The organism is Rhodopseudomonas sp., from assembly GCF_036404135.1.
Classification (GTDB): Bacteria; Pseudomonadota; Alphaproteobacteria; order Rhizobiales; family Xanthobacteraceae; genus Rhodopseudomonas_A.
Genome location: NZ_DASWPE010000119.1, coordinates 26,029 through 50,520, shown reverse-complemented (window position 1 = coordinate 50,520; position 24,492 = coordinate 26,029). Strand labels below are relative to the sequence as shown.

General features: G+C 65.6%; 25 protein-coding genes, 1 tRNA gene and 1 riboswitch. Of the genes, 18 read left to right on the top strand and 8 right to left on the bottom strand.

Translation table 11 applies throughout. From position 1 onward, the window contains the following. The first annotated feature begins 43 nt into the window (after window positions 1-43). From VGC77_RS14980 to phoB, 8 genes are all read left to right on the top strand, one after another. Window positions 44-1,078 carry a UPF0104 family protein gene (locus VGC77_RS14980; RefSeq protein ID WP_331172355.1) on the top strand — a complete coding sequence of 345 codons (1,035 nt, stop codon included), beginning with the start codon at window positions 44-46 and terminating at the stop codon, window positions 1,076-1,078. 2 nt (window positions 1,079-1,080) lie between these two features. Then, a complete protein-coding gene (locus VGC77_RS14975) occupies window positions 1,081-2,412 on the top strand; it encodes an ATP-binding protein (RefSeq protein ID WP_331172354.1) in 1,332 nt (443 codons plus the stop codon). 153 nt (window positions 2,413-2,565) lie between these two features. After that, the gene (gene pstS, locus VGC77_RS14970; RefSeq protein ID WP_331172353.1) at window positions 2,566-3,576 is read left to right on the top strand and encodes a phosphate ABC transporter substrate-binding protein PstS; all 1,011 of its coding nucleotides are present in this window, start codon (window positions 2,566-2,568) and stop codon (window positions 3,574-3,576) included. Window positions 3,577-3,792: 216 nt separating this feature from the next. After that, window positions 3,793-4,794 carry a phosphate ABC transporter permease subunit PstC gene (gene pstC, locus VGC77_RS14965; RefSeq protein WP_331172352.1) on the top strand — a complete coding sequence of 334 codons (1,002 nt, stop codon included), beginning with the start codon at window positions 3,793-3,795 and terminating at the stop codon, window positions 4,792-4,794. A 59-nt stretch (window positions 4,795-4,853) separates the two neighbouring features. Continuing rightward, window positions 4,854-5,699, top strand: coding sequence for a phosphate ABC transporter permease PstA (gene pstA / locus VGC77_RS14960; RefSeq protein ID WP_331172364.1), 846 nt, complete (start codon window positions 4,854-4,856; stop codon window positions 5,697-5,699). Continuing rightward, the gene (gene pstB / locus VGC77_RS14955; RefSeq protein WP_331172351.1) at window positions 5,696-6,523 is read left to right on the top strand and encodes a phosphate ABC transporter ATP-binding protein PstB; all 828 of its coding nucleotides are present in this window, start codon (window positions 5,696-5,698) and stop codon (window positions 6,521-6,523) included. The genes pstA and pstB overlap by 4 nt, the downstream gene beginning before the upstream one ends. 16 nt (window positions 6,524-6,539) lie before the next feature. Further along, on the top strand, window positions 6,540-7,259 hold the full coding sequence (gene phoU, locus VGC77_RS14950; RefSeq protein WP_184253031.1) for a phosphate signaling complex protein PhoU: 720 nt from the start codon (window positions 6,540-6,542) through the stop codon (window positions 7,257-7,259). An 11-nt stretch (window positions 7,260-7,270) separates the two neighbouring features. Continuing rightward, the gene (gene phoB / locus VGC77_RS14945) at window positions 7,271-7,972 is read left to right on the top strand and encodes a phosphate regulon transcriptional regulator PhoB (protein WP_331172350.1); all 702 of its coding nucleotides are present in this window, start codon (window positions 7,271-7,273) and stop codon (window positions 7,970-7,972) included. 364 nt (window positions 7,973-8,336) lie between these two features. Here phoB and VGC77_RS14940 read toward each other — a convergent pair whose 3' ends face one another. Beyond that, window positions 8,337-8,846 carry a GcrA family cell cycle regulator gene (locus tag VGC77_RS14940; RefSeq protein ID WP_331172349.1) on the bottom strand — a complete coding sequence of 170 codons (510 nt, stop codon included), beginning with the start codon at window positions 8,844-8,846 and terminating at the stop codon, window positions 8,337-8,339. Window positions 8,847-9,317: 471 nt separating this feature from the next. Between VGC77_RS14940 and VGC77_RS14935 the strand changes: the two genes are divergently transcribed. From VGC77_RS14935 to VGC77_RS14925, 3 genes are all read left to right on the top strand, one after another. Next, window positions 9,318-10,532: an aspartate aminotransferase family protein gene (locus VGC77_RS14935; protein WP_331172348.1), complete on the top strand. Its 1,215-nt coding sequence runs from the start codon at window positions 9,318-9,320 to the stop codon at window positions 10,530-10,532. Next, window positions 10,529-11,467, top strand: coding sequence for an ornithine carbamoyltransferase (argF, locus tag VGC77_RS14930; protein WP_331172347.1), 939 nt, complete (start codon window positions 10,529-10,531; stop codon window positions 11,465-11,467). The genes VGC77_RS14935 and argF overlap by 4 nt, the downstream gene beginning before the upstream one ends. A gap of 247 nt (window positions 11,468-11,714) precedes the next feature. Further along, the gene (locus VGC77_RS14925) at window positions 11,715-12,713 is read left to right on the top strand and encodes an Hsp33 family molecular chaperone (protein ID WP_331172346.1); all 999 of its coding nucleotides are present in this window, start codon (window positions 11,715-11,717) and stop codon (window positions 12,711-12,713) included. A 255-nt stretch (window positions 12,714-12,968) separates the two neighbouring features. On the opposite strand, the gene apaG is transcribed toward VGC77_RS14925, so the two are convergent. Beyond that, window positions 12,969-13,361: a Co2+/Mg2+ efflux protein ApaG gene (gene apaG / locus VGC77_RS14920; RefSeq protein ID WP_184253019.1), complete on the bottom strand. Its 393-nt coding sequence runs from the start codon at window positions 13,359-13,361 to the stop codon at window positions 12,969-12,971. A 307-nt stretch (window positions 13,362-13,668) separates the two neighbouring features. On the opposite strand from apaG, the gene VGC77_RS14915 reads away from it, so the two are divergent. The 3 genes from VGC77_RS14915 to VGC77_RS14905 are packed head-to-tail and all read left to right on the top strand — an operon-like array spanning window position 13,669 to window position 16,678. Then, window positions 13,669-14,904, top strand: coding sequence for an OpgC domain-containing protein (locus VGC77_RS14915; protein ID WP_331172345.1), 1,236 nt, complete (start codon window positions 13,669-13,671; stop codon window positions 14,902-14,904). Beyond that, entirely contained in the window at window positions 14,901-15,677 is a 777-nt protein-coding gene (locus VGC77_RS14910; RefSeq protein ID WP_414709675.1) for an SGNH/GDSL hydrolase family protein, read from the top strand. Before VGC77_RS14915 ends, VGC77_RS14910 begins: the two co-directional genes overlap by 4 nt. Next, window positions 15,677-16,678, top strand: a complete 1,002-nt coding sequence (locus VGC77_RS14905) for an SGNH/GDSL hydrolase family protein (RefSeq protein WP_331172344.1) — start codon at window positions 15,677-15,679, stop codon at window positions 16,676-16,678. Before VGC77_RS14910 ends, VGC77_RS14905 begins: the two co-directional genes overlap by 1 nt. Before the next feature lie 276 nt (window positions 16,679-16,954). Here VGC77_RS14905 and VGC77_RS14900 read toward each other — a convergent pair whose 3' ends face one another. Further along, window positions 16,955-18,160, bottom strand: coding sequence for an O-succinylhomoserine sulfhydrylase (locus tag VGC77_RS14900; protein WP_331172343.1), 1,206 nt, complete (start codon window positions 18,158-18,160; stop codon window positions 16,955-16,957). 65 nt (window positions 18,161-18,225) lie between these two features. Next, window positions 18,226-18,305: riboswitch (SAM riboswitch) on the bottom strand. 110 nt (window positions 18,306-18,415) lie between these two features. Between VGC77_RS14900 and VGC77_RS14895 the strand changes: the two genes are divergently transcribed. Continuing rightward, entirely contained in the window at window positions 18,416-19,522 is a 1,107-nt protein-coding gene (locus VGC77_RS14895; RefSeq protein ID WP_331172342.1) for a 2'-deoxycytidine 5'-triphosphate deaminase, read from the top strand. A gap of 13 nt (window positions 19,523-19,535) precedes the next feature. On the opposite strand, the gene VGC77_RS14890 is transcribed toward VGC77_RS14895, so the two are convergent. The 4 genes from VGC77_RS14890 to VGC77_RS14875 form a co-directional block, all read right to left on the bottom strand. Further along, the gene (locus VGC77_RS14890) at window positions 19,536-20,168 is read right to left on the bottom strand and encodes a zeta toxin family protein (RefSeq protein WP_331172341.1); all 633 of its coding nucleotides are present in this window, start codon (window positions 20,166-20,168) and stop codon (window positions 19,536-19,538) included. Further along, window positions 20,165-20,380: a hypothetical protein gene (locus tag VGC77_RS14885; protein WP_331172340.1), complete on the bottom strand. Its 216-nt coding sequence runs from the start codon at window positions 20,378-20,380 to the stop codon at window positions 20,165-20,167. The genes VGC77_RS14890 and VGC77_RS14885 overlap by 4 nt, the downstream gene beginning before the upstream one ends. A gap of 70 nt (window positions 20,381-20,450) precedes the next feature. Next, window positions 20,451-21,797, bottom strand: coding sequence for a sorbosone dehydrogenase family protein (locus VGC77_RS14880; protein WP_331172339.1), 1,347 nt, complete (start codon window positions 21,795-21,797; stop codon window positions 20,451-20,453). A gap of 201 nt (window positions 21,798-21,998) precedes the next feature. Then, on the bottom strand, window positions 21,999-22,574 hold the full coding sequence (locus tag VGC77_RS14875; RefSeq protein ID WP_331172338.1) for a methylated-DNA--[protein]-cysteine S-methyltransferase: 576 nt from the start codon (window positions 22,572-22,574) through the stop codon (window positions 21,999-22,001). Between the two features lie 137 nt (window positions 22,575-22,711). Here VGC77_RS14875 and VGC77_RS14870 point away from each other — a divergent pair, with 137 nt between their 5' ends. The 3 genes from VGC77_RS14870 to VGC77_RS14860 all read left to right on the top strand — a co-directional run bounded on the left by VGC77_RS14870 (window position 22,712) and on the right by VGC77_RS14860 (window position 23,436). Then, complete coding sequence (locus VGC77_RS14870) at window positions 22,712-22,948, top strand: hypothetical protein (protein ID WP_331172337.1); 237 nt, start codon at window positions 22,712-22,714, stop codon at window positions 22,946-22,948. Beyond that, a complete protein-coding gene (locus tag VGC77_RS14865) occupies window positions 22,945-23,217 on the top strand; it encodes a type II toxin-antitoxin system RelE/ParE family toxin (protein ID WP_331172336.1) in 273 nt (90 codons plus the stop codon). The genes VGC77_RS14870 and VGC77_RS14865 overlap by 4 nt, the downstream gene beginning before the upstream one ends. Before the next feature lie 145 nt (window positions 23,218-23,362). Next, window positions 23,363-23,436, top strand: a tRNA-Gly gene (locus VGC77_RS14860). A gap of 71 nt (window positions 23,437-23,507) precedes the next feature. Here the strand turns inward: VGC77_RS14860 and VGC77_RS14855 are convergent. Then, complete coding sequence (locus VGC77_RS14855) at window positions 23,508-24,401, bottom strand: LysR family transcriptional regulator (protein WP_331172335.1); 894 nt, start codon at window positions 24,399-24,401, stop codon at window positions 23,508-23,510. Window positions 24,402-24,492: the final 91 nt, after the last annotated feature.

Here is a 24,492-nt window from a genome sequence, read left to right as displayed (position 1 = left end):
GGGCCTGATCGCCACTGCCGACGGAAGCGCATTCGAGGTCTAGATGCTGGAAGCAATACGCAGGGCGGTCTCGTTTCTGCGCCAGAAGCAAATCCTGCATAAGCTCGGCTATTTGATCAGCGTCGTGGTCATCGCGATTGCCTGCTACGTGCTCTTTCATATGTTGCGCGGCATCGACGTCGAGGACGTGATCGATGCGGTGAAACAGACCGAGCCGAGCTCGGTGGCGCTGTCCGCGTTGTTTGTCGCCGCCGGCTATTTCACCCTGACGTTCTACGATCTGTTCGCGGTGCGCGCGATCGGCCGGCCCGACGTGCCCTACCGCGTCAACGCGCTGGCGGCGTTCGCCAGCTATTCGATCGGCCACAATGTCGGCGCCAGCGTGTTCACCGGCGGCGCGGTGCGCTATCGGATCTATTCGGCGTGGGGGCTGGACGGCGTCGACGTCGCGAAGATCTGCTTTCTCGCCGGGCTGACGTTCTGGCTCGGCAATGCCGCGGTGCTCGGGCTCGGCATCGCCTATCATCCGGAGGCCGCCTCGGCGATCGATCAGCTGCCGCCCTGGGTCAACCGCGCCGGCGCCATCATCATCATCGTCGGGCTTCTCAGCTATGTGACCTGGGTTTCGATCGCGCCGCGCTGCGTCGGCCGCGGGCATTGGAAGGTCACGCTGCCGGGCGGCATGCTGACCCTGGTGCAGATCGCGATCGGCATCATCGACCTCGGCTTCTGCGCGCTGGCGATGTATGTGCTGGTGCCGGACGAGCCCAATGTCGGCTTCGTCGTGGTGGCGGTGATCTTCGTCTCGGCGACGCTGCTCGGCTTCGCCAGCCATTCGCCGGGCGGCCTCGGGGTGTTCGACGCCGCCATGCTGGTCGGGCTGTGGCAGATGGACAAGGAAGACCTGCTGGCCGGCATGCTGCTGTTCCGCATGCTGTATTACGTCGCTCCTTTCGTCCTTTCGGTGATCGTGCTGGCGATCCGTGAGCTGGTGCTCGGCGCCCGCTCCAAACGGTTGCGCAAGATCGCGGTGGCGCTCGACGCCAAGCCGGTCCGCGAAGACCCGACCCCGGGATAGCCATGCGCGCCCGCCCGCCCGACGACCAGATCCGCCCGATCGGCCCGCCCCTGCCGGGGCCGGCCGAGACCTCGCTGCTGGCGCGGTGGGCGGACCGGCTGCGGCATTCCGCGATCGTGCTGCTGATGGCCGGCCTGGTGCTGGCGGCTCTGGTGTTGTTTGCCGGGCTGGCGCCGGCGCGGGCGATCGCCGGCTTCATCTGTATCGTCGCAGCGGCGCTGGTGCCGTGGCGGCTGCACGACGCGGTGGCGACGCGCGAGGAGCAGCTCGGCGTCAATCCGGTGCAGACCGCGGTGGTGCGCGCCGTGGTGGCCGGCATGCCGGACCCCGCGGTGCTGCTCGACCGCGCCGGACGGGTGCTGCACCTCAACGTCGCCGCGGCGCAGCTCGCGCCGGCGCTACGCGTCAACGAATTCGCGCAGTTCGCGCTGCGCTCGCCGGAATTCGTCATCGCGCTGCGCGAAGCCATCGCCACTGCGCAGCCGCGCCGCGCGATGTATCTCGATCACGTCCCGGTCGATCGCTGGCTGGAACTGATCATCACCCCGGTGCCGGTGCCGACCGCGTTCGATGGCACCGAGCAATGCATGCTGATGACCTTCCACGACCTCACCCCGCTGCGCCGGGTCGAGGAAATGCGCGCCGATTTCGTCGCCAATGCCAGCCATGAATTGCGCACGCCGCTGGCGGCGTTGTCCGGCTTCATCGATACGCTGCAGGGCCCGGCGCGCGACGACGTCAAGGCGCGCGAACGGTTTCTCGGCATCATGCAGACCCAGGCCAAGCGGATGGCGCGGCTGATCGACGATCTGTTGTCGCTGTCGCGGGTGGAGTTGTCGGCGCATGTGCGGCCCGACGCGCTGGTCGATATCGTGCCGCTGATCCGCCAGGTGATCGAGGGGCTGGAGCCGCTGGCCAAGGAACGCGGGGTGGTGATCGAGACCGAATTCCCCGCCGCGGCGGCGACGATCGCCGGCGACCGCGAGGAGCTGTTGCGGCTGTTCGAAAACCTGATCGAAAACGCGCTGAAATACGGCGCCTCCGGCGGCCGGGTCAGCGTCGCGCTGACGCAGGCCAATTCGGGCGAGGGGGTGCTCGAATATCGCGTCGTGGTGCGGGATTTCGGCCCCGGCATCGCGCCCGAGCACCTGCCGCGGTTGACCGAGCGATTCTACCGCGTCGACGTCGGCGACAGCCGCGCCCAAGGCGGTACCGGGCTAGGATTGTCGCTGGTGAAACATATCGTTAACCGGCATCGCGGCCGTTTGCTGATCGAATCCGTGCTCACCAAAGGCGCCACCTTCACCGCCTGTTTCCCTCCGGGAAAGCCCTAGGGTCGCGGCCGAAATTGATTTGAAATCAGTGGCTTGTCTCAGTCACATGACTGTCATCAAACCCTCATAAAAGGTCAATCGCTCGCCCGTAGATGGGCGGGGTAAGCGCAATCGGGCGCGCAGAGCGCTTCGCTTACCAGATGGAGACCTCCGATGAATTTCTTCAAGGCAATCGTCGCCGCCGGCCTGGTTGCCGCGTCGACGTCGGCGTTCGCCGCCGATATCACCGGGGCCGGGGCCACCTTCCCGTTCCCGATTTATTCCAAATGGGCCGACACCTACAAGAAGGAGACCGGCAACGGTCTGAACTACCAGTCGATCGGCTCCGGCGCCGGCATCAAGCAGATCCAGGCCAAGACCGTGACCTTCGGCGCCACCGACGCGCCGCTCAAGGCCGAGCAGCTCGAGAAGGACGGCCTGGTGCAATGGCCGCAGGTGATGGGCGCGATCGTGCCGGTGGTCAATCTCGAAGGCATCAAGCCGGGTGAGCTGGTGTTCGATGGCGAAACCCTGGCCGACATCTATCTCGGCAAGATCACCAAATGGGACGATGCCGCGATCGCCAAGCTCAATCCGAAGCTGAAGCTGCCCTCCGACGCCATCACCGTGGTGCGCCGCTCCGACGGTTCGGGCACCACCTTCAACTTCACCGACTATCTGTCCAAGGCCAGCGCCGACTGGAAGACCAAGGTCGGGTCCGGCACCGCGGTGGAATGGCCGGCTGGCGTCGGCGCCAAGGGCAATGAAGGCGTCGCCGGCAACATCAGCCAGACCAAGAATTCGATCGGCTATGTCGAATATGCCTACGCCAAGCAGAACAAGCTGACCTATACCGGGCTGATCAACAAGGCCGGCAAGACCGTGCAGCCGACCGTCGCCGCATTCCAGGCCGCCGCCGCCAATGCGGACTGGGCCAAGGCGCCTGGCTACTACCTGATCCTGACCGACCAGCCCGGCGAAGCCTCCTGGCCGATCACCGCGGCGACCTTCATCCTGATGCACAAGGAGCCGGTCGACAAGGCGGCCTCCGCCGAAGCCATCAAGTTCTTCAAATGGGCGTTCGAGAAGGGCGGCAAGGCGGCGGAAGAGCTCGACTACATTCCGATCCCCGAGCCGGTCGTCAAGCTGATCGAGAAGACCTGGTCGGCCGACATCAAGAGCTAAGCCGATCGAAGCGTTCGCGCCCCGCGGCAAGCGGGGCGCGGGCAGCGCAGCGGCAACTGGTTCCCGGATTCCATCGCCCGTCGAAGGATGGCGTCCGGGCTTGCGCCCACAGGGGCGGATCCCGAATGACAACCGCGGCGCCAGCTTCCGAGCCGAATTCGCTCTGGAGCAGGCATTGCGCTTTCGTAGCGTTCAATTGTAGTACAGGGGACTTGCGTGGCAGATATGGCCGTTCAAAGCACCGGAATGGAAGCGGCCGCTGGCCCCTATGACCGCGCCAAGGCGCTGAGCGCATTCAAGCTCGGCGACCTGGCCTTCTACTGGACCACGCGGCTGTGCGCGATCTCGGTGCTGCTGATCCTCGGCGGCATCATCATCTCGCTGATCGCCGGGGCCTGGCCCGCGATCCGCGAATTCGGATTTTCCTTCCTGTTCACCCAGCGCTGGGCGCCGGCCAACGACCCGCCGATCCTCGGCGCGCTGGGGCCGATCTACGGCACGCTGGTGACCTCGGTGATCGCCATGGTGATCGCGATCCCGGTCGGCATCGGCATCGCGATTTTCCTCACCGAATTGTGCCCGCAATGGGCGCGCCGGCCGATCGGCCTCGCGGTCGAACTGCTGGCCGGGATTCCCTCGATCATCTACGGCATGTGGGGTTTCTTCGTGCTCGGCCCGTTCATGGCCAATCATCTGCAGCCGTTCCTGATCAAGGCGTTCGACGGCGTGCCGGTGCTGGGTTCGATCTTCGCCGGTCCGCCGTCCTATCTCAGCCTGTTCAACGCAGCATTGATCCTGGCGATCATGGTACTGCCCTTCATCACCGCGATTTCGGTCGACGTGTTCAAGACCGTGCCGCCGGTCTTGAAGGAAGCCGCCTACGGCATCGGCTGCACCACCTGGGAAGTGGTGCGCAAGGTGGTGATCCCCTACACCAGGGTCGGCGTGATCGGCGGCATCATGCTGGCGCTCGGCCGCGCGCTCGGCGAGACCATGGCGGTGACCTTCATCATCGGCAACGCCTTCCGCATCACCGGCTCGGTGTTCTCGCCGGGCACCACGATCTCCGCGGCGATCGCCTCCGAATTCGCCGAGAGCGACGGGTTGCATCAGTCCGGCCTGATCCTGCTCGGCCTGTTGCTGTTCGTGCTGACCTTTCTGGTGCTGTCGGCGGCGCGGCTGATGCTGATGCGGCTCGAACGCAAGGCGGGGAACTAGCCATGCCGCAACGCTCCCCCGCGGCGGTCGCGCCGGATCAGGCCCCTCAAGGTGACGCCATGAACCCGATCTACAAATCGCGCCGCCGCTCCGATTTCACCGTCAAGGCGCTGTGCCTGGCGGCGACGCTATTCGGCGTCACCTGGCTGGCGATGATCCTGTTCACGCTGTTCTACAACGGCCTCGCCGGTATCAACTATCAGGTGTTCACCCAGAACACCCCGCCGCCGGGCTCCACCGACGGCGGCTTGCTCAACGCCATCGTCGGCTCGATCATCATGACGGTGATCGGGGTGGGGATCGGCGCGCCGCTCGGGCTGTTCGCCGGCACTTATCTGGCCGAATACGGCAAGCACGACAAGCTGACCTCGGTGATCCGCTTCATCAACGACATCCTGTTGTCGGCGCCTTCGATCATCATCGGCCTGTTCATCTACGGCGCGGTGGTGGTGCCGATGGGCGGCTTCTCGGCCTTTGCGGGCTCGCTGGCGCTGGCGGTGATCGTGATCCCGGTGGTGGTGCGCACCACCGAGGACATGCTGCTCTTGGTGCCGAGTTCGCTGCGCGAGGCGGCCTCCGCGCTCGGCCTGCCGCGCTCGCTGGTGATCAAACGGATCGCCTACCGCGCCGCCCGCGCCGGGCTGATCACCGGCGTATTGCTCGCCACCGCCCGGGTCGCCGGCGAGACCGCGCCACTCTTGTTCACCGCGCTGAGCAACCAGTTCTTCAGCCTGGATCTCACCAAGACCATGGCCAACCTGCCGGTGACCATCAACAATTTCGTGCAAAGCCCCTACGAGTACTGGAAGCAGCTCGCCTGGAGCGGGGCTTTGATCATCACCCTGACCGTTCTGGCCCTGAACATTGGCGCGCGTATTCTTGGCGCCGAGAGGACTGCGAAATGACCGAGATTTCGATTACCACCAGCGTTCCGGACGTCGGCGCGCCGCCGCCCGCGGTGGGCGGCCAGATCGAGCGCGCCAAGGTCAGCGTTCGCGACCTCAATTTCTACTACGGCGACAACCACGCGCTGAAGGCCATCAACCTCAATCTGATCGCCAACCGGGTCACCGCCTTCATCGGCCCGTCGGGCTGCGGCAAGTCGACGCTGTTGCGGGTGTTCAACCGGATGTACGATCTCTATCCGGGCCAGCGCGCCACCGGCCAGGTGATGCTGGACAGCCAGAACGTGCTCGACGCCAAGCTCGACCTCAACCTGCTGCGGGCGCGGGTCGGCATGGTGTTCCAGAAGCCGACGCCGTTTCCGATGACGATCTACGAGAACATCGCCTTCGGCGTCCGGCTGTACGAGAAGATCTCCAAATCGGAGATGGACAACCGGGTGGAACGCGCGCTGCGCGGCGGCGCGTTGTGGAACGAGGTCAAGGACAAGCTCGGCGCCTCGGGCCTCAGCCTGTCCGGTGGCCAGCAGCAGCGGCTGTGCATCGCCCGCACCATCGCGGTGCGGCCGGAAGTGATCCTGTTCGACGAACCCTGCTCGGCGCTGGACCCGATTTCCACCGCCAAGATCGAGGAACTGATCGACGAATTGAAGGAAGACTACACCATCGCCATCGTCACCCATAATATGCAGCAGGCGGCGCGGGTGTCGGATTCCACGGCCTTCATGTATCTCGGCGAGTTGATCGAATTCGGCGAAACCAACAAGATCTTCACTTCGCCCTCCGATCGCCGGACCCAGGATTACATCACCGGCCGCTTCGGCTGAGGCAGAAAGAACCAACATGGCTTTCGAACACACCACCAAGGCTTTCGACAGCGATCTGCAGGAACTGACGCGGCTGGTCGCCGAGATGGGCGGCCTCGCCGAGCGGCAGATCGTGGATTCGGTCGACGCCCTGACCCGCCGCGACGTCGCGCTCGGCGCCCGCGTGGTCGCCGCCGATTCCGAGATCGACCAGTTGCAGCGGGTGATCGAGGAGCGCGCGGTGCTGACCATCGCAAGGCGGCAGCCGATGGCGGTCGACCTGCGCGAGATCGTCGGCGCGCTGCGCGTCGCCACCGATCTGGAGCGGATCGGCGACCTCGCCAAGAACATCGGCAAGCGCGTCAACGCGCTCGACAACGACTTCCATCCCTTGAAGCTGATCCGCGGCCTCGAGCACATGACCGACCTGGTTCAGTCGCAGGTCAAGGCGGTGCTCGACGCCTACGCCGCGCACGATCTGCCGGCGGCGATGGTGGTGTGGAACGGCGACGAGGAGGTCGACGCGATCTGCACCTCGCTGTTCCGCGAACTGCTCACCTACATGATGGAAGACCCGCGCAACATCAGCTTCTGCATCCATCTGATGTTCTGCGCCAAGAACATCGAGCGGATCGGCGACCACGCCACCAACATCGCCGAGACCGTGTTCTACATGATCGAAGGCCAGCAGATCCTCGACAAGCGGCCGAAGGGCGACATGACCAATTTCGCCGACGCCGCACCCGGCAACACATGAGAGACGGATAGATGAGCGCCCGCATCCTGGTAGTTGAAGACGAAGAAGCGCTGACGACGCTGCTGCGCTACAACCTCGACGCCGAAGGCTACGACGTCGAAACCGTGGCGCGCGGCGACGACGCCGACACAAGGCTGAAGGAGCGGATTCCCGACCTGATCGTGCTGGACTGGATGCTGCCGGGGCTGTCCGGTATCGAATTGTGCCGCCGCTTGCGGGCGCGGCCGGAAACCAAGCAACTGCCGATCATCATGCTGACCGCGCGCGGCGAGGAAAGTGAGCGGGTCCGCGGGCTTGCTACCGGCGCCGACGACTACATCGTCAAGCCGTTCTCGGTGCCGGAATTGCTGGCGCGGGTGCGCGGCCTGTTGCGGCGCGCCAGCCCCGAGCGGCTCGCCACCGTGCTGGCCTATGGCGACATCGAGCTCGACCGCGACAAGCGCCGGGTGGCGCGCTCCGGCCGGCCGATCGATCTCGGGCCCACCGAATATCGGCTTTTGGAGTTCTTCCTCGAGCATCCCGGCCGGGTGTTCAGCCGCGAACAATTGCTCGACAGCGTCTGGGGCCGCGACATCTATATCGACGAGCGCACCGTCGACGTGCATATCGGCCGGCTGCGCAAATTGCTCAATCCCGGCCGCGAGCAGGACCCGATCCGCACCGTGCGCGGCGCCGGCTACGCGCTCGACGACCGCTTCGCCAAGGCGGAGTAGTTCATCCGAACGGCCGATCGCTTCGCCAAGGCGGAGTGATGGAACGGGTGGTGTGTGGACGCCGTGGGTGTTGATCTCGCCGCGGCCCGCCGTGCAACGCGTGCAGCGTTGCATCAGGCCAGGCCCCGTCACCCTGAGGTGCGCGCCGGCGAATGGGCGCAAAACCAAACACGGAGCCGGCGCGCCTCGAAGGGCGACGGCTGATCTGCGATGGGCTTGCTGCAGGGATGGAAGCCGCGCGCCGTGGCGTCATCCTTCGAGGCCCGCGCGCAACTCATCACGTGAAGAGGCGCTTCGCGAGCGCGGGCACCTCAGGATGACGTCGCATCCTGAGCAGTCGTCGTCGAGAAAAATCGCCGCGCGCTTAGCGCGTCGGCTTGGCTTGCTGGCGGCGGCGATCGCCCGCCGGCTGGTAGGCGATGCGCGAGTGATGCGCACAATAGGGCAGGCTCTGCAGCGCCTTGCCGCCGCAGAAAAAGAATTCCGGATTGCTCGGGTCGCCGATCGGCCAATGGCAGGTCGCCTCGTTGAGCTCCAAGAGGCTGAGCCGCTGGCTCATCGGCACCACATTGTCGTGCGTCACCGGATCCGGCTCGGCTTCGACCTCGAACACATGCGCCAGCGCGGTGTTGCCGCGCGACACCGGGCGCGTCACCCGCATCATGTGCTGGGCCGGACGCGCCTTGCGCGGGCGCGGCGCCGCCGACGTCGGGCTCTTGGCGCGTCCCGACAGGCCGAGCCTGTGAACTTTGCCAATCACCGCGTTGCGCGTCACATTGCCGAGCTCTGCGGCGATCTGGCTGGCCGACAGCCCGCCTTCCCAGAGCTTCTTCAATTGTTCGACGCGATCGTCGGTCCAGGTCAATACCGTCATCGCTCTATCCCTTCGTGTCGCGGCCGCCGTTCCAGGGCCGCGCTGCGACTCAAATGTCTGCAAAATCCCTGTCGGCAGAATCCCTTAGCCCTCGCCGCACGCTGCAAGCGCGCGCGGGCGTTACGCAGTACTGAGGACTCGAGTGGATCACAAACCGTGCACGAGATGTCGTACCCGACAGACCAAAGGCTACAATATGCCGTGACTCTCGCGCAAGAGTCCGGGCAGGTGCGTCCACACCTTCTAACTACTAGGATTGCACGTATCGGCCTATTTTTGTCGAGGCGCGGCGGCGCTCGGCGGCGATTGCGGGAACTCTGACGCACACACAGGTTGACAGTGATCGCAGCGCACATAGAATAATGCCACGTGCCGCCTGGAAAGGCGGCACGTTTCGTTTCCGGGGTCGCTCAGCCCGATCGCGCGATCGCCGCGGATCGAGCTCCACCCCAACTTCCGATCGGATCGGCCATGTCCAAGAGCGCTACGACCTCCCATCTTTTGCCGGTATTTGCCAGGGCGGATCTCGCCTTCGCGCGCGGCGAAGGGGTTTGGCTGATCTCGACCACCGGCGAGCGCTATCTGGATTTCACCAGCGGCGTCGCCGTCAATGCGCTCGGCCATTGCCACCCGCATCTGGTGGCGGCGCTGCAGGAGCAGTCGACGCAGCTCTGGCACATGTCGAATTTGTTCAAGAGCCCGGACGGCGAGCGGCTGGCGGCGCGGTTGTGCGAGCACAGCTTTGCGGACCTGGTGTTCTTCGCCAATTCCGGCGCCGAGGCGATGGAATGCGCGATCAAGATCACCCGCAAGCACCACGCCGCCAAAGGCCATCCGGAGCGCTACCGTATCATCACCTTCGAGGGCGCCTTCCACGGTCGCACCCTGGCGACGTTGGCGGCGACCGGATCGGCGAAATATCTCGACGGTTTCGGCCCGCCGGTCGACGGCTTCGACCAGGTGCCGCTCGGCGACATCGCGGCGATGAAGGCCGCGATCGGCCCCGGCACCGCCGGCATCCTGATCGAGCCGCTGCAGGGCGAGGGCGGCGTGCGCTCGCCGCCGCCGGCGTTCTTCCGGGCGCTGCGCGAATTGTGCGACCAGCACGGCCTGCTGCTGATCTTCGATGAGGTGCAGACCGGTATGGGCCGCACCGGCATCCTGTTCGCGCATCAGCGGTTCGGTGTGACCCCGGACGTGATGTCGCTGGCCAAAGCGCTCGGCGGCGGCTTTCCGATAGGCGCCTGCCTTGCCACTGCGGCCGCCGCGTCCGGCATGCTGCCGGGCTCGCACGGCTCGACCTTCGGCGGCAATCCGCTGGCGGTCGCCGCCGGCAACGCGGTGCTCGACATCATGCTGAAGCCGGGCTTCTTCGAGCGTGTGCAGCAGATCGCGCGGCTGGCGCGGCAGAAACTCGCCTCGGTGGTCGATCGCTATCCCGGCGTGCTCGCCGAACTGCGCGGCGAAGGCCTGCTGATCGGCCTGAAGGCGGTGGTGCCGTCGACCGATCTGGTGGCGGCGCTGCGCGAGCAGAAACTGCTCACGGTCGGCGCCGGCGACAATGTGGTGCGGCTGCTGCCGCCCTTGATCGTCTCTGAAGCCGAGATCGACGAGGCGGTCGAGCGGCTGGAGCGCGCCTGTGTCGCGCTGTCGGCGCCGGCAGCGAAGCGTGAGGTTGCGTCATGAGCAAGTCGCCGCGTCATTTTCTCGATCTCAGCGAGATGCCGACCGCCGAGCTGCGCGCCATGCTCGACGCTGGCGTCGCCTTGAAGGCCAAGCTGAAAGCGCAGAAGGCCCGTCACACCATCCGCGAGAAGCCGCTGGAGGGCAAAACCCTGGCGATGATCTTCGAGAAGCCCTCGACCCGCACCCGCGTCTCGTTCGACGTCGGCATGCGGCAGCTCGGCGGCGAGTCGATCATGCTGACCGGCGCCGAAATGCAGCTCGGCCGCGGCGAAACCATCGCCGACACCGCGCGGGTGCTGTCGCGCTATGTCGACGCCATCATGATCCGCATCCTCAGCCACGACGCGCTCTTGGAGCTCGCGGCGTTCGCCACCGTGCCGGTGATCAACGGGCTGACGCGGCGCTCGCATCCCTGCCAGGTGATGGCCGACCTGATGACCTTCGAGGAACATCGCGGCCCGATCGAGGGCCGCACCATCGCCTGGACCGGCGACGACAACAACGTGCTGGCGTCGTGGGCGCACGCCGCCGAGCGCTTCCGTTTCAACCTGAAGGTGGCGACGCCGCCGCAACTGGCGCCGAACAAGCTGCTGAAGGACTGGATCAAGGCCACCGACGCGCCGATCGTGCTCGGCACCGACGCGGAAGAGGCGGTGAAGGGCGCGGATTGCGTCATCACCGACACCTGGGTGTCGATGGGCGACAAGGACGGTGAGCATCGCCATAATCTGCTGAAGCCCTATCAGGTCAACGCCAAGCTGATGTCGCTGGCGAAGCCCGACGCGCTGTTCATGCACTGCCTGCCGGCGCATCGCGGCGAGGAGGTCACCGACGAGATCATCGACGGTCCGCAATCGGTGGTGTTCGACGAGGCGGAAAACCGCCTGCACGCGCAGAAGGGCATTCTGGCCTGGTGCTTCGACGCGGTGGGCTGAGGCGGTCTCCTAACAAGCTCCGCGGCCCTGCCCTTTCTTCCTTCTCCCCTTGTGGGAGAAGGTGGCACGGACGAAGTCCGTGCCGGATGAGGGGTGACACCGACCGATCCCTCGACCCCTCACCCGGCTTCGCTTCGCGAAGCCACCCTCTCCCACAAGGGGAGAGGGAGGGAGCGTGCATCCTGCATCACCTTTCCCCGCGCGCCGGGGGTTTTCATCGCAACACGCTGACCCCAGATAGAGCGTCATGACATCGCAATCCCCCGATCCGAAAATCCAAGCCACTCCGCCGGAGCGCGCGCCGTCGCCGGTTCCCGTCGACGACCAGGTGCTGCCGTTCGAGGTGGGCTCGCTCGATCTGCGCGGCCGGCTGACCCGGCTTGGCCCCGCGCTCGACGACATCCTCACCAAGCACGATTATCCGGCCCCGGTCGGCAAATTGCTCGGCGAGGCCATCGTGCTCGCGACGCTGCTCGGCTCGCAATTGAAATTCGACGGCCGCTTCATCCTGCAGACCCAGACCGACGGCCCGGTGTCGTTCCTGATCGTGGATTTCCAGGCGCCGGACCGCATCCGCGCCTACGCCCGGTTCGACAAGACGAGGCTCTCCGAGGGACAGGATTCCGCAGCATTGCTGGGCCGCGGCCATCTCGCCATGACCATCGACCAGGGCGCCGACATGAAGCGCTATCAGGGCCTGGTGGCGCTGGAGGGCGGCGACCTGGAAGACGCCGCGCATGAATATTTCCTGCGCTCCGAGCAGATCCCGACCAAGGTGCGGCTCGCTGTCGGCGAGGAATGGCGCGGCGGCGACGGCCCGAAACATCGCTGGCGCGCCGGCGGCATGTTGCTGCAGTTTCTCCCCAAGGCGGCGGCACGGGCGCAGCGCGATCTGCATCCCGGCGATGCGCCGGAAGGCCGCGCGGTCAACGAGGTGCCGGACGACGACGCCTGGGTCGAGGGTCAGTCGCTGATCGGCACCGTCGAGGACATCGAACTGATCGATCCGGACCTCTCCGGCGAGCGCCTGCTGTATCGGCTGTTTCACGAGCGCGGCGTGCGGGTGTTCGCGCCCTTGTCGCTGCGCGCCCAATGTTCCTGCTCGCGCGAGGCGGTGTCGGCGATGCTGTCGAACTTCGAAGCCAAGGACCGCGCCGAGATGGTCAAGGACGGCAAGGTGGTGGTGACCTGCGAGTTCTGCTCGTCGGTCTATGAATTCACGCCGCAAGAGGCCGGGGTGGAGTAGCAGCGTCGCGGCGTTTGCAGTCATGGCGATGCGTGGCCCAACTATCAGGTCGGGGCCGAGCAACGTCGACCTTGCATCCGGTTATTCCGGGGCACAAGCGGCGTGAGCCGCGAGTGAACCCGGAATCTCGCGGCGTGAACAAGCGTCGGACCTGTTGCGAGATTCCAGGCTGGCGCGGCCTCACGCCCCGGAATGACAGCGTGTTTTGGGGCGACGACGACCGATGAAACGCAAAGCCGGCCGATTCCGAGGCCGCTAATTCAACGTCCGCTTGGCTTCCGGGCTGTCCAGCGAGAAGGCCGGCACGTCGATCTCGAACGGCTCGCCGCTGGCGGTGACCATCTGATAGCGCCCGGCCATGAAGCCCGAGGCGGTCGGCAGCGGCACGCCCGAGGTGTATTCGAAGCGCTGCCCCGGCTCCAGCACCGGCTGTTCGCCGACCACGCCTTCGCCGCGGACTTCCTGCTTGCGGCCCGAGGCGTCGGTGATGATCCAGTGCCGGGTGCGCAGCTGCACCGTCTCGTCGCCGGAATTGATGATGACGATGGTGTAGGACCAGAAGAACTGGCGGTTTTCCGCCGACGAGCGTTCCGGCAGGAAGTTCGGCTCAACGGTCACCTCGATCTGGCGGGTTACGGCACGGTACATAGCGGGCGTCTTTCAGTTTTTTCCATTATACGCGAAATTAGGCGCCGCAACCAGATTTGGCGGCGGCGTCATCGGCCGGACCGCCGTTTCAACACAGTTGCGTGGTAGCCGACGTGGACTCAAATGATCCGGTCCGGTTCGGTTCCTCGCGGCGATCGATCGCGCGCATCCGGCGCCGGCCGGGGCCGACAACTTTGCAAGCCGACGACCTTGCAATTCGTGGGCCGATCCGTGCATTTCTTCCACGCTCAGCGCGATCCGGCCGGTCGCGCCGATCCGCGACCCTGATCTGTCTGAACGGTGCCCCATGACGTCCGTCGCTGAATCCACTGCCGCAGCGCCGTTCGGCACCGACGTCGCCGGGCCGATTCCACCTCCCGCCGCCAAGCCGCCGGCCGCCGGCAAGCGCGAGCTGCGGCTCGATCTGTTTCGCGGCCTGGCGCTGTGGCTGATCTTCATCGACCACCTGCCGCCCAATATCCTGACCTGGCTGACCATCCGCAATTACGGCTTCAGCGACGCCACCGAGATTTTTATTTTCATCTCCGGCTACACCGCGGCATTTGTTTACGGCCGCGCCATGGTCGAGCAGGGCTTTGTGGTTGCCGCGGCGCGCATCCTGAAGCGGGTCTGGCAGATCTACGTCGCCCACGTGTTCCTGTTCACGATCTTTCTCGCCGAAATTTCCTACGTCGCGACCTCGTTCGAAAGCCCGTTATATTCCGAGGAAATGGGCATCCTGGACTTTCTCAAGCAGCCCGACGTCACCATCGTGCAGGCGCTGCTGCTGCGGTTTCGCCCGGTCAACATGGACGTGCTGCCGCTCTATATTGTCTTGATGTTCTTCCTGCCGCCGATCCTGTGGCTGATGCTGCGCAAGCCGGATCTGGCGCTGACGCTGTCGGTCGCGCTATATGCCGCGACCTGGGAGTTCGATCTTTATCTCAGCGCCTATCCGAGCGGGGTGTGGGCGTTCAATCCCTACGCCTGGCAACTGCTGTTTGTATTCGGGGCGTGGTGCGCGCTCGGCGGTGCACAACGGATGGCGCGGATTCTGTCCTCCAACATTACGCTGGCGATATCTGTCGCCTATCTTCTTGCGGCATTTTTTGTCACGTTGACCTGGTACGTGCCGCAACTGCATCCTCTGATGCCCCGGCTGATCGAACAGTGGATGTATCCGATCAACAAGACCGACCTCGACGTGCTGCGTTTCGCGCATTTTCTGGCGCTGGCTGCGATCACCGTGCGGTTTCTGCACCGCGATTGGCCCGGCCTGAAATCGCCGTGGCTGCGCCCGGTGATCCTGTGCGGCCAGCATTCGCTGGAGATTTTCTGCCTCGGCATTTTCCTGGCGTTCGCCGGCTATTTCATCCTCGCCGAAATCGCCGGCGGCGCGCTGATGCATTTCCTGGTCAGCGTCTCCGGCGTGGTGCTGATGACGGCCGCAGCCTGGCTGTTTTCGTGGTACAAACGGGTCGCAGCCAAGGCCGGATCGCGCGGCGCCGGCAACGACGCCGACCTGGCGGGAGGGGCAGCATGACGGCCAGATCGGCGGCCAGGCCTCGGCTGGTGCTTGGGCTGGTACTGCTCGCCATGCTGGCGCCGGGCCTGGCCCTTGCGGAAGATCAACCCGGCAGCTGCAATGTGCCGGCATATCTGTTGGCCAGCGACAGCGCGCTGCCAAAGGTCGCGGATGCCTTGAAAGCCGGCCGCCCACTGGACATCTTGGTGGTCGGCAGCCGGTCCTCGACCATCATGACCGCCGACGCCACCGCTTATCCGTGGCGGATGCAGAGCGCGCTGCAGGAAAAGCTTGCCGCGGCGACGATCAACGTCGCGGTGGAACTGAAGGTCAAGAAGACCGCCGAGGAGGCGGTCGCCGGCTTCGCCAAGATGATGGAGGAGCGCAAGCCGGTGCTGGTGATCTGGCAGACCGGAACCTTCGACGCCACCCGGTCGGTCGATCCCGACGAGTTCCGCGACGCCGTCGATGAGGGCGTCACGCTGATGCAGAAGGCCGGTGCCGACGTGATTTTAATGAATCTGCAGTACAGCCCCCGCACCGAGACGATGATCTCCTCGGCGCCGTATTTGGACAATTTGCGCGTGGTGGCCCAGAAACACGACGTCCCGCTGTTCGACCGTTTCGCGATCATGCGGGAATGGAATGAAAAGGGCGAGTTCGACCTGTTCAGCCCGTCGCCAGGGATCGATTTGGCCAAGCGCGTGCACGACTGCATCGGGCGCGCGCTGTCGAGCTTTGTGATCGACGCGGCCCGGATCAATCCGGGGGAATTGAGGATACAGCGTTAATGTTGCGTGATGGCGTGAAACAGGCGAGGCGGGCGACCGCGGTGGCGGCGGCGCTGCTGTTGCTCGCGGGGGCGCCGCAGGCCCGCGCCCAGGCCGCCCATGCGGCGCCGGCGCCGCTTCATCCCGAGGTTTCCGCGGCCGCCGACGCGCCTGGCGCGCTGCAGCCGCAAGATAGCTCCCAAGATAAATCGCAGGACCGCTTTCCCGACAAGGGTCTCGCCGGCAAGGCGATCGACCGCGTCAAGGACGCCGCCAAACAGGCCGGCGACATCCTGACCCGGGTGCCCTGCCTGCCGCCGAAGGGCGGGCTGAAACCGATGGGCTCGCTGCCGCATGTCGCAAACAAGCTGATCGCCGGAACGCCGGTGGTGATCGTGGCGTTCGGCTCGTCCTCGACCCAGGGCTACGGCTCGACCTCGCCGGCTTTCAACTATCCGAACCGGCTGGCGGCGCAGCTGCGCCGGCATTACCCGACCGCCGACATCTCGGTGATCAACCGCGGCCAGGGCGGCGAAGACGCCCCCGAGATGATGGCGAGGCTGAAGAGCTCGGTGCTGGATCTGAAGCCCGATCTGGTGATCTGGCAGGTCGGCACCAACGCCATCCTGCGCAACCTCGATCCGGCGGACACCGCCAAGATGGTCGAGGACGGCATCACCACGATCCAGGCCGCCGGCGCCGACCTCGTGCTGGTCGATCCGCAATATGCCCCGCGGGTCACCGAGAAGGCCGAGAAAGCCGGCCGCATGGTGCAACTGCTCGGCCGGGTCGCCGAACTGCGCCGCGTCGGCTTCTTCCCGCGCTTCGAAGTGATGCGTCAATGGCACGAGGCCCAGGCGATCCCGTTCGACAGCTTCGTGATCGCCGACGGCCTGCACATGAACGATTGGGGCTATGCCTGCTTCGCGCAATTGCTCGGCGACGACATCATCCGCTCGGTCGGCCAGATCAAGCTCGGCGTCAACGTGCCGGCCGACGTGCACACCTATCGGCCGATGTAATCTGTCGGCCGCCGTCGTCGTCTCGGGCGGGTGGCTCGTCATCCTGAGGTGCTCGCCGGGGCGCGCATTTGCGCGGCCGGGCGAGCCTCGAAGGATGACGGCGACGAGTACGCGCGCCGCCATCCTTCGAGACGCCCGGCTGCGCCCTTCGGGCTTCGCCGGCCTCCTCAGGATGACGGCATTCTATTGCTAACAACGGTTCTATTGCTAACAATGTGACTTGTGTCCCGGCTTGCGCTCGCGTTGCTCGCTTGCCGGGACGACGGCCGTGTCGCCTTACGCCTTTTCCAGCGCGGCGTGCAGATCCGCGATCAAATCGTCCTTGTGCTCGAGCCCGGCGGAGTAGCGGATGAAGCCCTCGCTGATGCCGAGTTCGGCGCGCACCTCCGGCTTCAGCCGTTGGTGCGTGGTGGTCGCCGGATGGGTGACCAGGCTGCGGGCGTCGCCGAGATTGTTGCTGATCAGCGTCAGCTGCAGTGCGTTGAGGAAGCGGAACGCGCCTTCCTTGCCGCCCTTGACGTCGAAGCCGACCAGCGTCGAACCGGCGCGCATCTGCTTCTTCACCGTAGCGGCCTGCGGATGATCGTCGCGGCCGGGATAGATCAGCCGGGTGATCTTCGGATGGCCGGCCAGCGCGTCGGCGACCGCCGCGGCGTTGCTGGTCTGCTGCTCGACCCGGATCGCCAGCGTCTCCAGCCCCTTCAACAGCACCCAGGCATTGAACGGCGACAGCGACGGCCCGGTCTGCCGCAGATACATCTGGATGTGTTCTTCGATGAAGGCGTTCGACGACAGCACCACACCGCCGAGACAGCGGCCCTGACCGTCGATATGCTTGGTCGCCGAATACACCACGACGTCGGCGCCGAGTTCGAGCGGGCTCTGCCACAGCGAGGTCGCGAACACGTTGTCGACCACGAGGCGGGCGCCGCCGGCATGGGCGATCTTGGCGATCTCGCCGATGTCGAGCACGTCGAGCGTCGGATTGGTCGGGCTTTCGAGAAAGAACGTCTTGGTGTTGGGCCGCAGCGCCTTCTGCCATTGGTCGAGGTCGAGCCCGTCGATCAGCGTCGACTCGATGCCGTAGCGCGGCAGTAGGTCTTCCACCACGTAGCGGCAGGAGCCGAACATCGCCTTGGAGGCGACCACGTGATCGCCGGCGCGCAGCGGCGCCAGCAGCGCCGCGGTCACCGCCGCCATCCCGGTGGCGGTGGCGCGCGCCGCCTCGGCGCCTTCGAACTCTGCCATGCGCTGTTCGAACGCCGATACCGTCGGGTTGGAGAACCGCGAATACTGGAAGCCGGGGTCGTCGCCGGTGAAGCGCGCCTCGCATTGTTCGGCGGAGGCGTAGACGAAGCCCTGGGTGAGGAACAGCGCGTCGGAGGTCTCGCCATATTGCGAGCGCAGCGTGCCGGAATGCACCAGCCTGGTCTCGCGACGATAGGCGGAGGTTACTGGGGCGGTGGTCTTGATCTCGGACATGTGGTCTCCATCGTGCCCGCAGCGCGGGCACAAAAAACCGGCCTGGAAAAATTCCACAGGCCGGGATCACACTGTCCCCGGCCTGTTTAGCGATTTATTTAACGTGGCTGCAAGCCGGCCGGCTCAAATCACCACGGGATAAGTCTTGCTCTTAATCCTGAGCGCTCTTTCCGTCAAGCCGGGCTTCAGATAACCGATAAAAGCGCGTGATTTAAGCGCCTGGAGGGCATGGCTGCCATCCGAAGGACCGACACCGTGCCATTTATACTCCCCGCCGACGCCAACGGAATTCTGCCCGACCGCATGATCGCGGCGATGGCCGATGCCGGGCTGATTCTGCCGGACTACCCGTTCGTGGAGAGCCAGATCCAGCCGGCCAGCCTCGATCTGCGGCTCGGCGACATCGCCTACCGGGTACGCGCCAGCTTTCTGCCGGGGCCGGACTGCACCGTGGCCGAGCGGATCGATGAGCTGAAGCTGCACGAGATCGATCTGTCCGACGGCGCGGTGCTGGAAACCAACTGTGTCTACATCGTGCCGCTGTTGGAAAGCCTGGCGCTGCCGAAGAACATCGTCGCCGCGGCGAATCCGAAAAGCTCGACCGGGCGGCTCGACGTGTTCACGCGGGTCATCGCCGACGGCACCAGGCGCTTCGACATGATCGGCGCCGGCTATCACGGCCCGCTCTATGCCGAGATCAGCCCGAAGACCTTCCCGGTGTTGCTGCGCGAGGGCTCGCGGCTGTCGCAGGTGCGGTTTCGCATCGGCGAGGCGGTGCTCGACGCCGACGAATTGCAGGCGCTGCACGACCTCGAGCGGCTGGTGGATTGCGACGATGCCGATCTCGCCGGCGGCGTGGCGCTGAGCGTCGACCTGTCCGGCGAGAAGGCCAGCGGCTTCGTCGGCTATCGCGCCAAGCGCCACACTGGGGTGGTCGACATCGATCGCCGCGGCGGCTATCCGATCGGCGAATTCTGGGAGCCGATCGCGGCCCGGCCCGACGGCAGCCTGATCCTCGATCCCGGCGAGTTCTACATCCTGGCCTCCAAGGAAGCCGTGCAAGTGCCGCCGGACTACGCCGCCGAGATGGTGCCGTTCGATCCTCTGGTCGGCGAATTCCGGGTGCATTACGCGGGCTTCTTCGATCCCGGCTTTGGCTACGAAGGGGCCGGCGGGCTCGGCTCCCGCGCGGTTCTTGAAGTGCGCTCGCGCGAGGTGCCGTTCATCCTCGAGCACGGCCAGATCGTCGGCCGCTTGATCTACGAGAAGATGCTGGCGCGCCCGGCCGCGATGTACGGCCAGCGCATCGGCTCGAACTACCAGGGCCAGAGCCTGAAGCTGAGCAAGCATTTCAAGGCGTGAATCCGCAACGCATCTACCCCGGTCTGGCTGCGTTCAAGATCTGAACAGTGCTGACGTTCAGTCCGCGCCCGACAGATGTGGCGATGCGGGTATGCAGCGGGCGGGCCGCATCGAGCGAGTTGAAGACGATCGATCCATCCTTGATCGTGAGCAGTGTCTGCAGATCGGTCTGGTTGCTGTTGTCGTAGACGATAGCCTGATGCGCGAGGGCGATTGCGCGCGGCAATCTTTCGAAGGCGGCCGAATATCGTCGCCGGATGGTGTTCTCCGGGATCGAGTGGCCGCCCTGCATCACGCGCTCGGCAACACGAAGCACGTTGAGTTCGAGATCGCGTAGCAGCACGAATGCCAGATTGACGCTGTAGCCGCCGGCTCGGGCGTGCTCCATCAGCCGGATCGACTGATAGCTTGAAAGTGTTGTCTCATAGACGAAGCTTTCTCGGGCCAACAGCAACTGCCTCAAGCGCTTAAGGACGCGGCGGCCAGCCGCTTCGGTCGCTGCTTCGGGATGTTCCGGCGAGATCTGACGGGCCACCAGATCGGCGTTGACGAATTCGCCATCCAGATGGAGCTTTCGGTAGATGGTCGATTTTCCAGAGCCGTTTGCGCCGCCTAGAATAGTGCAGGTGGGCCGGGGAGGACTCATGGCTTGGGCGGGAGCGCCTCGGTCACGACGGCTTTGCCACCGGTCACAGCGATGCGGAAGCGATTTCCATCCGGCATTTCCTTGATGATGCCGTCGCCGAGACTGTCATCGAAATAATACACCGGGACTCCGGCTGCCAAAGCCAGTTTGGCAGCCTCGGCGCCGGCACCGCGGATTTCATCAGCGTGCTCGCGGGCCTTTTCCAACAACACGGCGGCCTCCAGTCGTAAGAGCTGCCGGCAAATATAGGCTATCAGCCGGGAAATCGAAAGCGTTTGGCGTTCACCGCCCCGCCTCCGCCGCCTTCGCCGCGGTGTCCGGCGTCACCCGCCACACCGTGTTGCCGACGTCGTCGGCGACCAACAGCGCGCCGCGCTTGTCGATCTTGACGCCGACCGGGCGGCCTTGCGCCTCGTCCTTGTCATTGAGAAAGCCGGTCAGCACGTCCTGCGGCTTGCCCGAAGGCTTGCCGTCCTTGAACGGCACGAAGATCACCTTGTAGCCGGAATGCGGATTGCGGTTCCACGAGCCGTGCTGGCCGATGAAGGCGCCGCCCTTCATCGGCTCGGGAAACAACTCGCCGGTGTTGAAGGTCAGCCCCAAGGAGGCGGTGTGGGCGCCGAGCGCGTAGTCCGGCACGATCGCCGTGGCTACCAGATCCGGCCGCTGCGGCTGCATCCGGACGTCGACATGCTGGCCGTAGTAGCTGTACGGCCAGCCGTAGAAGCCGCCGTCCTTGACCTCCGTCATGTAGTCCGGCACCAGGTCGCTGCCGATCTCGTCGCGCTCGTTCACAGTGACCCACAACGCGCCGCTCTGCGGCTGCCAGGACGGGCTGTTCGGATTGCGCAGGCCGGAGGCGAACACGCGCGTCGCGCCGCTGACGCGGTCGATTTCCAGGATCCCGGCGCGATCCTTTTCGGCCGCGATGCCGTTCTCGCCGACATTGCTGTTGGAGCCGACGGTGGCGTAGAGCTTGGCTCCGTCGCGGCTGGCGGTGAGGTCCTTGGTCCAGTGGTGATTGATCGGCCCGCCGGGCAGATCGGCGACCTTCACCGCCGCGGCGGTGATCCTGGTGTCGCCTTCGTGGTAGGGAAATTTCACCACCGCATCCGAGTTGGCGACATAGAGTTCGTCGCCGACCAGCACCATGCCGAACGGCGATTTCAATCCCTCGAGAAATGCGCTGCGGGTTTCCGCTGTGCCGTCGCCGTCGGCGTCGCGCAGCAGCGTGATGCGGTTGGCGCTCGGCGTCATCGCACCGGCGCGCTTCTGGAACAATCGCTGCGCCCAGGCGCGGATGCCCTTGCCGTCCTCGGGCTTCGGCGGCGCGTTGCTCTCCGCCACCAGCACGTCGCCGTTCGGTAGCACGTAGAGCTGGCGCGGATGGTCGAGGCCGCTCGCGAAGGCGTTCACCGCCATGCCGGCAGCCGGCGTCGGCTTGGCGCCGTCCGGCCGACGGTTGACCGGCGCCACGTTGATGGTGGGGATCAGCGATGACGTCGGTGCGACCAGGGTCGGCGAGGGGCCGAAATCCTCGCCGCCGGTAACGGTGGCCTGCTCGTTGCAGGCGGCGAGCGGCAGGGTCAGCGCGGCGAGACAGCTGGCGACAACGAATTTTCCACCCATGGCACGTCCTCGGCGTTTCCGAACAAATGCCGCAACGGCGGCAACGTTCAGCGCGGCGCCATGAATTTGATGTGACTTGCTGCGGCAGAACCGCGCGGCCATAGCGTTTTCGAGCGAAGCGGAGTCCGGTTCGCGTGAAGAAAACGCGTCAAAATAGGGATCCAGAGCTCCGGTTCTGATTCTATCAGACCCGGAATAGCTCTAGCCGGTCGAGCGCGGCGGCGCGAATGACAGTGCGTCGAGCAGCGTCGGGCCGCGCCCGGTCAGCGCGCCCTCGATCGACAGCAGCCGGTATCGGCTGACGATGCCGCCGCAGGCCAGCGTGCCGCTGGTTTCGCCGCGCGCCGGCAACACGCGGTGGCACGGCACCAGCAGGGCGAACGGGTTTTTCGCCAGCGCTTGGCCGACCGACAGCACCGCGCCGGAGGCGCCGAGCCGGCTGGCGATGTCGGCGAAGGTCAGCGTCTCGCCGCGCGGGATGGTCCGCACCAGCTGATATGCCCGGCGCGCGAACGGCAAGACGTCCGCCATATCGAGTGCGACGTCGGACAGATCGGCCGGCTCGCCGCGCAGCAGCGCTTTGAGGCCGTCGATCGCGGCCTCGATCTCTGGGGTGGGCCTGGTCTCGCGGGCGTCGGGAAAGCGGCGCAACAAATGCCGCCGGGTTTCGATTTCGCGGGCTTCGGCGAGCTGCACGCCGACAATGCCGGCCACCCCCCAGGCGATGGCGCATCGCCCGACCACGGTGTCGAAAACTGTGTACGCCCGCTCCCCCATTCTACGACTATAGCAGCGGCGTTGCGCTCCGCATCCGGAAAGTTGTCAGAAAAGTGTCGGGATTGTCGACGACGTGCGCTGAGCCCGGCAGCCTCGCCGGTCATGCACTCGAACGGATCTCGTGTTATTCTGCGTGCATGGGCAGCAAGGCGCTTCAAGAGATGATGCAGCGGGCCGAGTCCTGGCCGGAGGCGGCTCAGGCGGAGCTCGCCCAGATCGCCAGGGAGATCGATGCCGGGCTATCGGCGGGTCTCTATCACCCGACCGCGGCCGAGCGAGAAGGCATCGCCCGCGGCCTGAGCGACGCGCGCGCTGGCCGGTTCGCTTCTGACGACGAGGTCCGCGGGGTTCTGGAAAAGCGTCGGCCGGCATGAGGGTGGTGTTCACCGCCGCGGCGTTGGACGACCTCGACCGGATTCTCGATCATATCGCCGAAAATTTCCCCACGGTGGCGGAGCCGTTCCGAACCCGGCTGACGGCGGTGGTGGCTCGGATCGGCGAGTGGCCGCAGAGTGCTCAGCACGTCTCCGACGATCCGGGCGTGCGCATGGCGCCTCTCGTCCGCTATGCCTACAACGTCTTCTATCGCGTCACGGCGGATGCGGTCGAAATATTGCATATCCATCACGTCGCGCGCGAATGATGGCCGCGTCCTGCAACTGGCGCACTTGGGACAAGTGGATGGCCGTTATCGGAAATTGCCAATGCCGCCAGCTTTGTCTATCGTTGCCCCGCAATCGATGATACACCGCCGGGATCCGCGGAGGATGCTGTAACTCGTTGATTTCGCGGGCGTAGTTCAATGGTAGAACGGCAGCTTCCCAAGCTGCATACGAGGGTTCGATTCCCTTCGCCCGCTCCAGCCCGTCGCATCACCCACGCCCAGATCGCGCATCGGATGGCCTTGGCCGCGGCCGCGGCCGCGGCCGCCGCTCACCCCCTGTAGCGCAGCGCCTCGACCAGCACGGCGAAGGCCGGGGTCGGCTGCCGGCTCGGATAATACAGATGATAGCCCGGAAACGGCGGGCACCAGTCTCCGAGCACCCGGATCAGCCGGCCGTCGTCGAGATAAGGTAGCACCAGATCCTCCGGCACAAAGGCGATGCCGAAGCCGGCCAGCGCGCCCTGCAGCGCCAGCGGCAGGGTGTTGAACACCAATTGGCCTTCGACCCGCACCTTCAGCTCGCGGCCGTCCTTCTCAAATTCCCAGGCGTAGAGGCTGTGATAGGTCGGCAGCCGCAGATTGATGCAGGCGTGGTGGGTGAGGTCCTGCGGCGTCTCCGGCTTTGAGCGCTGCGCGAAATAGTCCGGCGAGGCCACCGCGGCCATCCGCATGTCGGGCGCGATCCGCAACGCGATCATGTCTTTGGAGACCTGCTCGCCGAACCGCACGCCGGCGTCGAAGCGCTCGGCGACGATGTCGGTGAAGGTGTTGTCGGCGCAGATCTCGATCCGGATCTCCGGATAATCCTTCAAGAGCCGCGCCAGCGCCGGCCATAGCACGGTCTCGGCGGCGTGCTCGCCGGCGGTGATGCGGATGGTGCCGGCCGGCTTCTCGCGCAGATCGCTGAGGCCCGCGAGTTCGGCGTCGATCTCGGCCAGCCTTGGCGCCACGGTGTGCAACAGCCGTTCGCCGGCTTCGGTCGGCGCCACGCTGCGGGTGGTGCGGGTCAACAGCCGCAGCCCGATCCGGGCCTCGAGGTCGCGGATGGTGTGGCTGAGCGCGGATTGCGACACCCCGAGCTTGGCCGCGGCGCGGGTGAAGCTGCGCTCCTCCGCCACCGCCACGAAGGCCGCGAGGTCGCCGAGCGGGGCCCGATTATTCATGAAATATCCTCATAACCACATGCCGATTATAGCGGCTAGTCGCACAGCGTCAAAGCGCTAGATTGCGGCTCCCGCCGCCCGATGCGGCGCG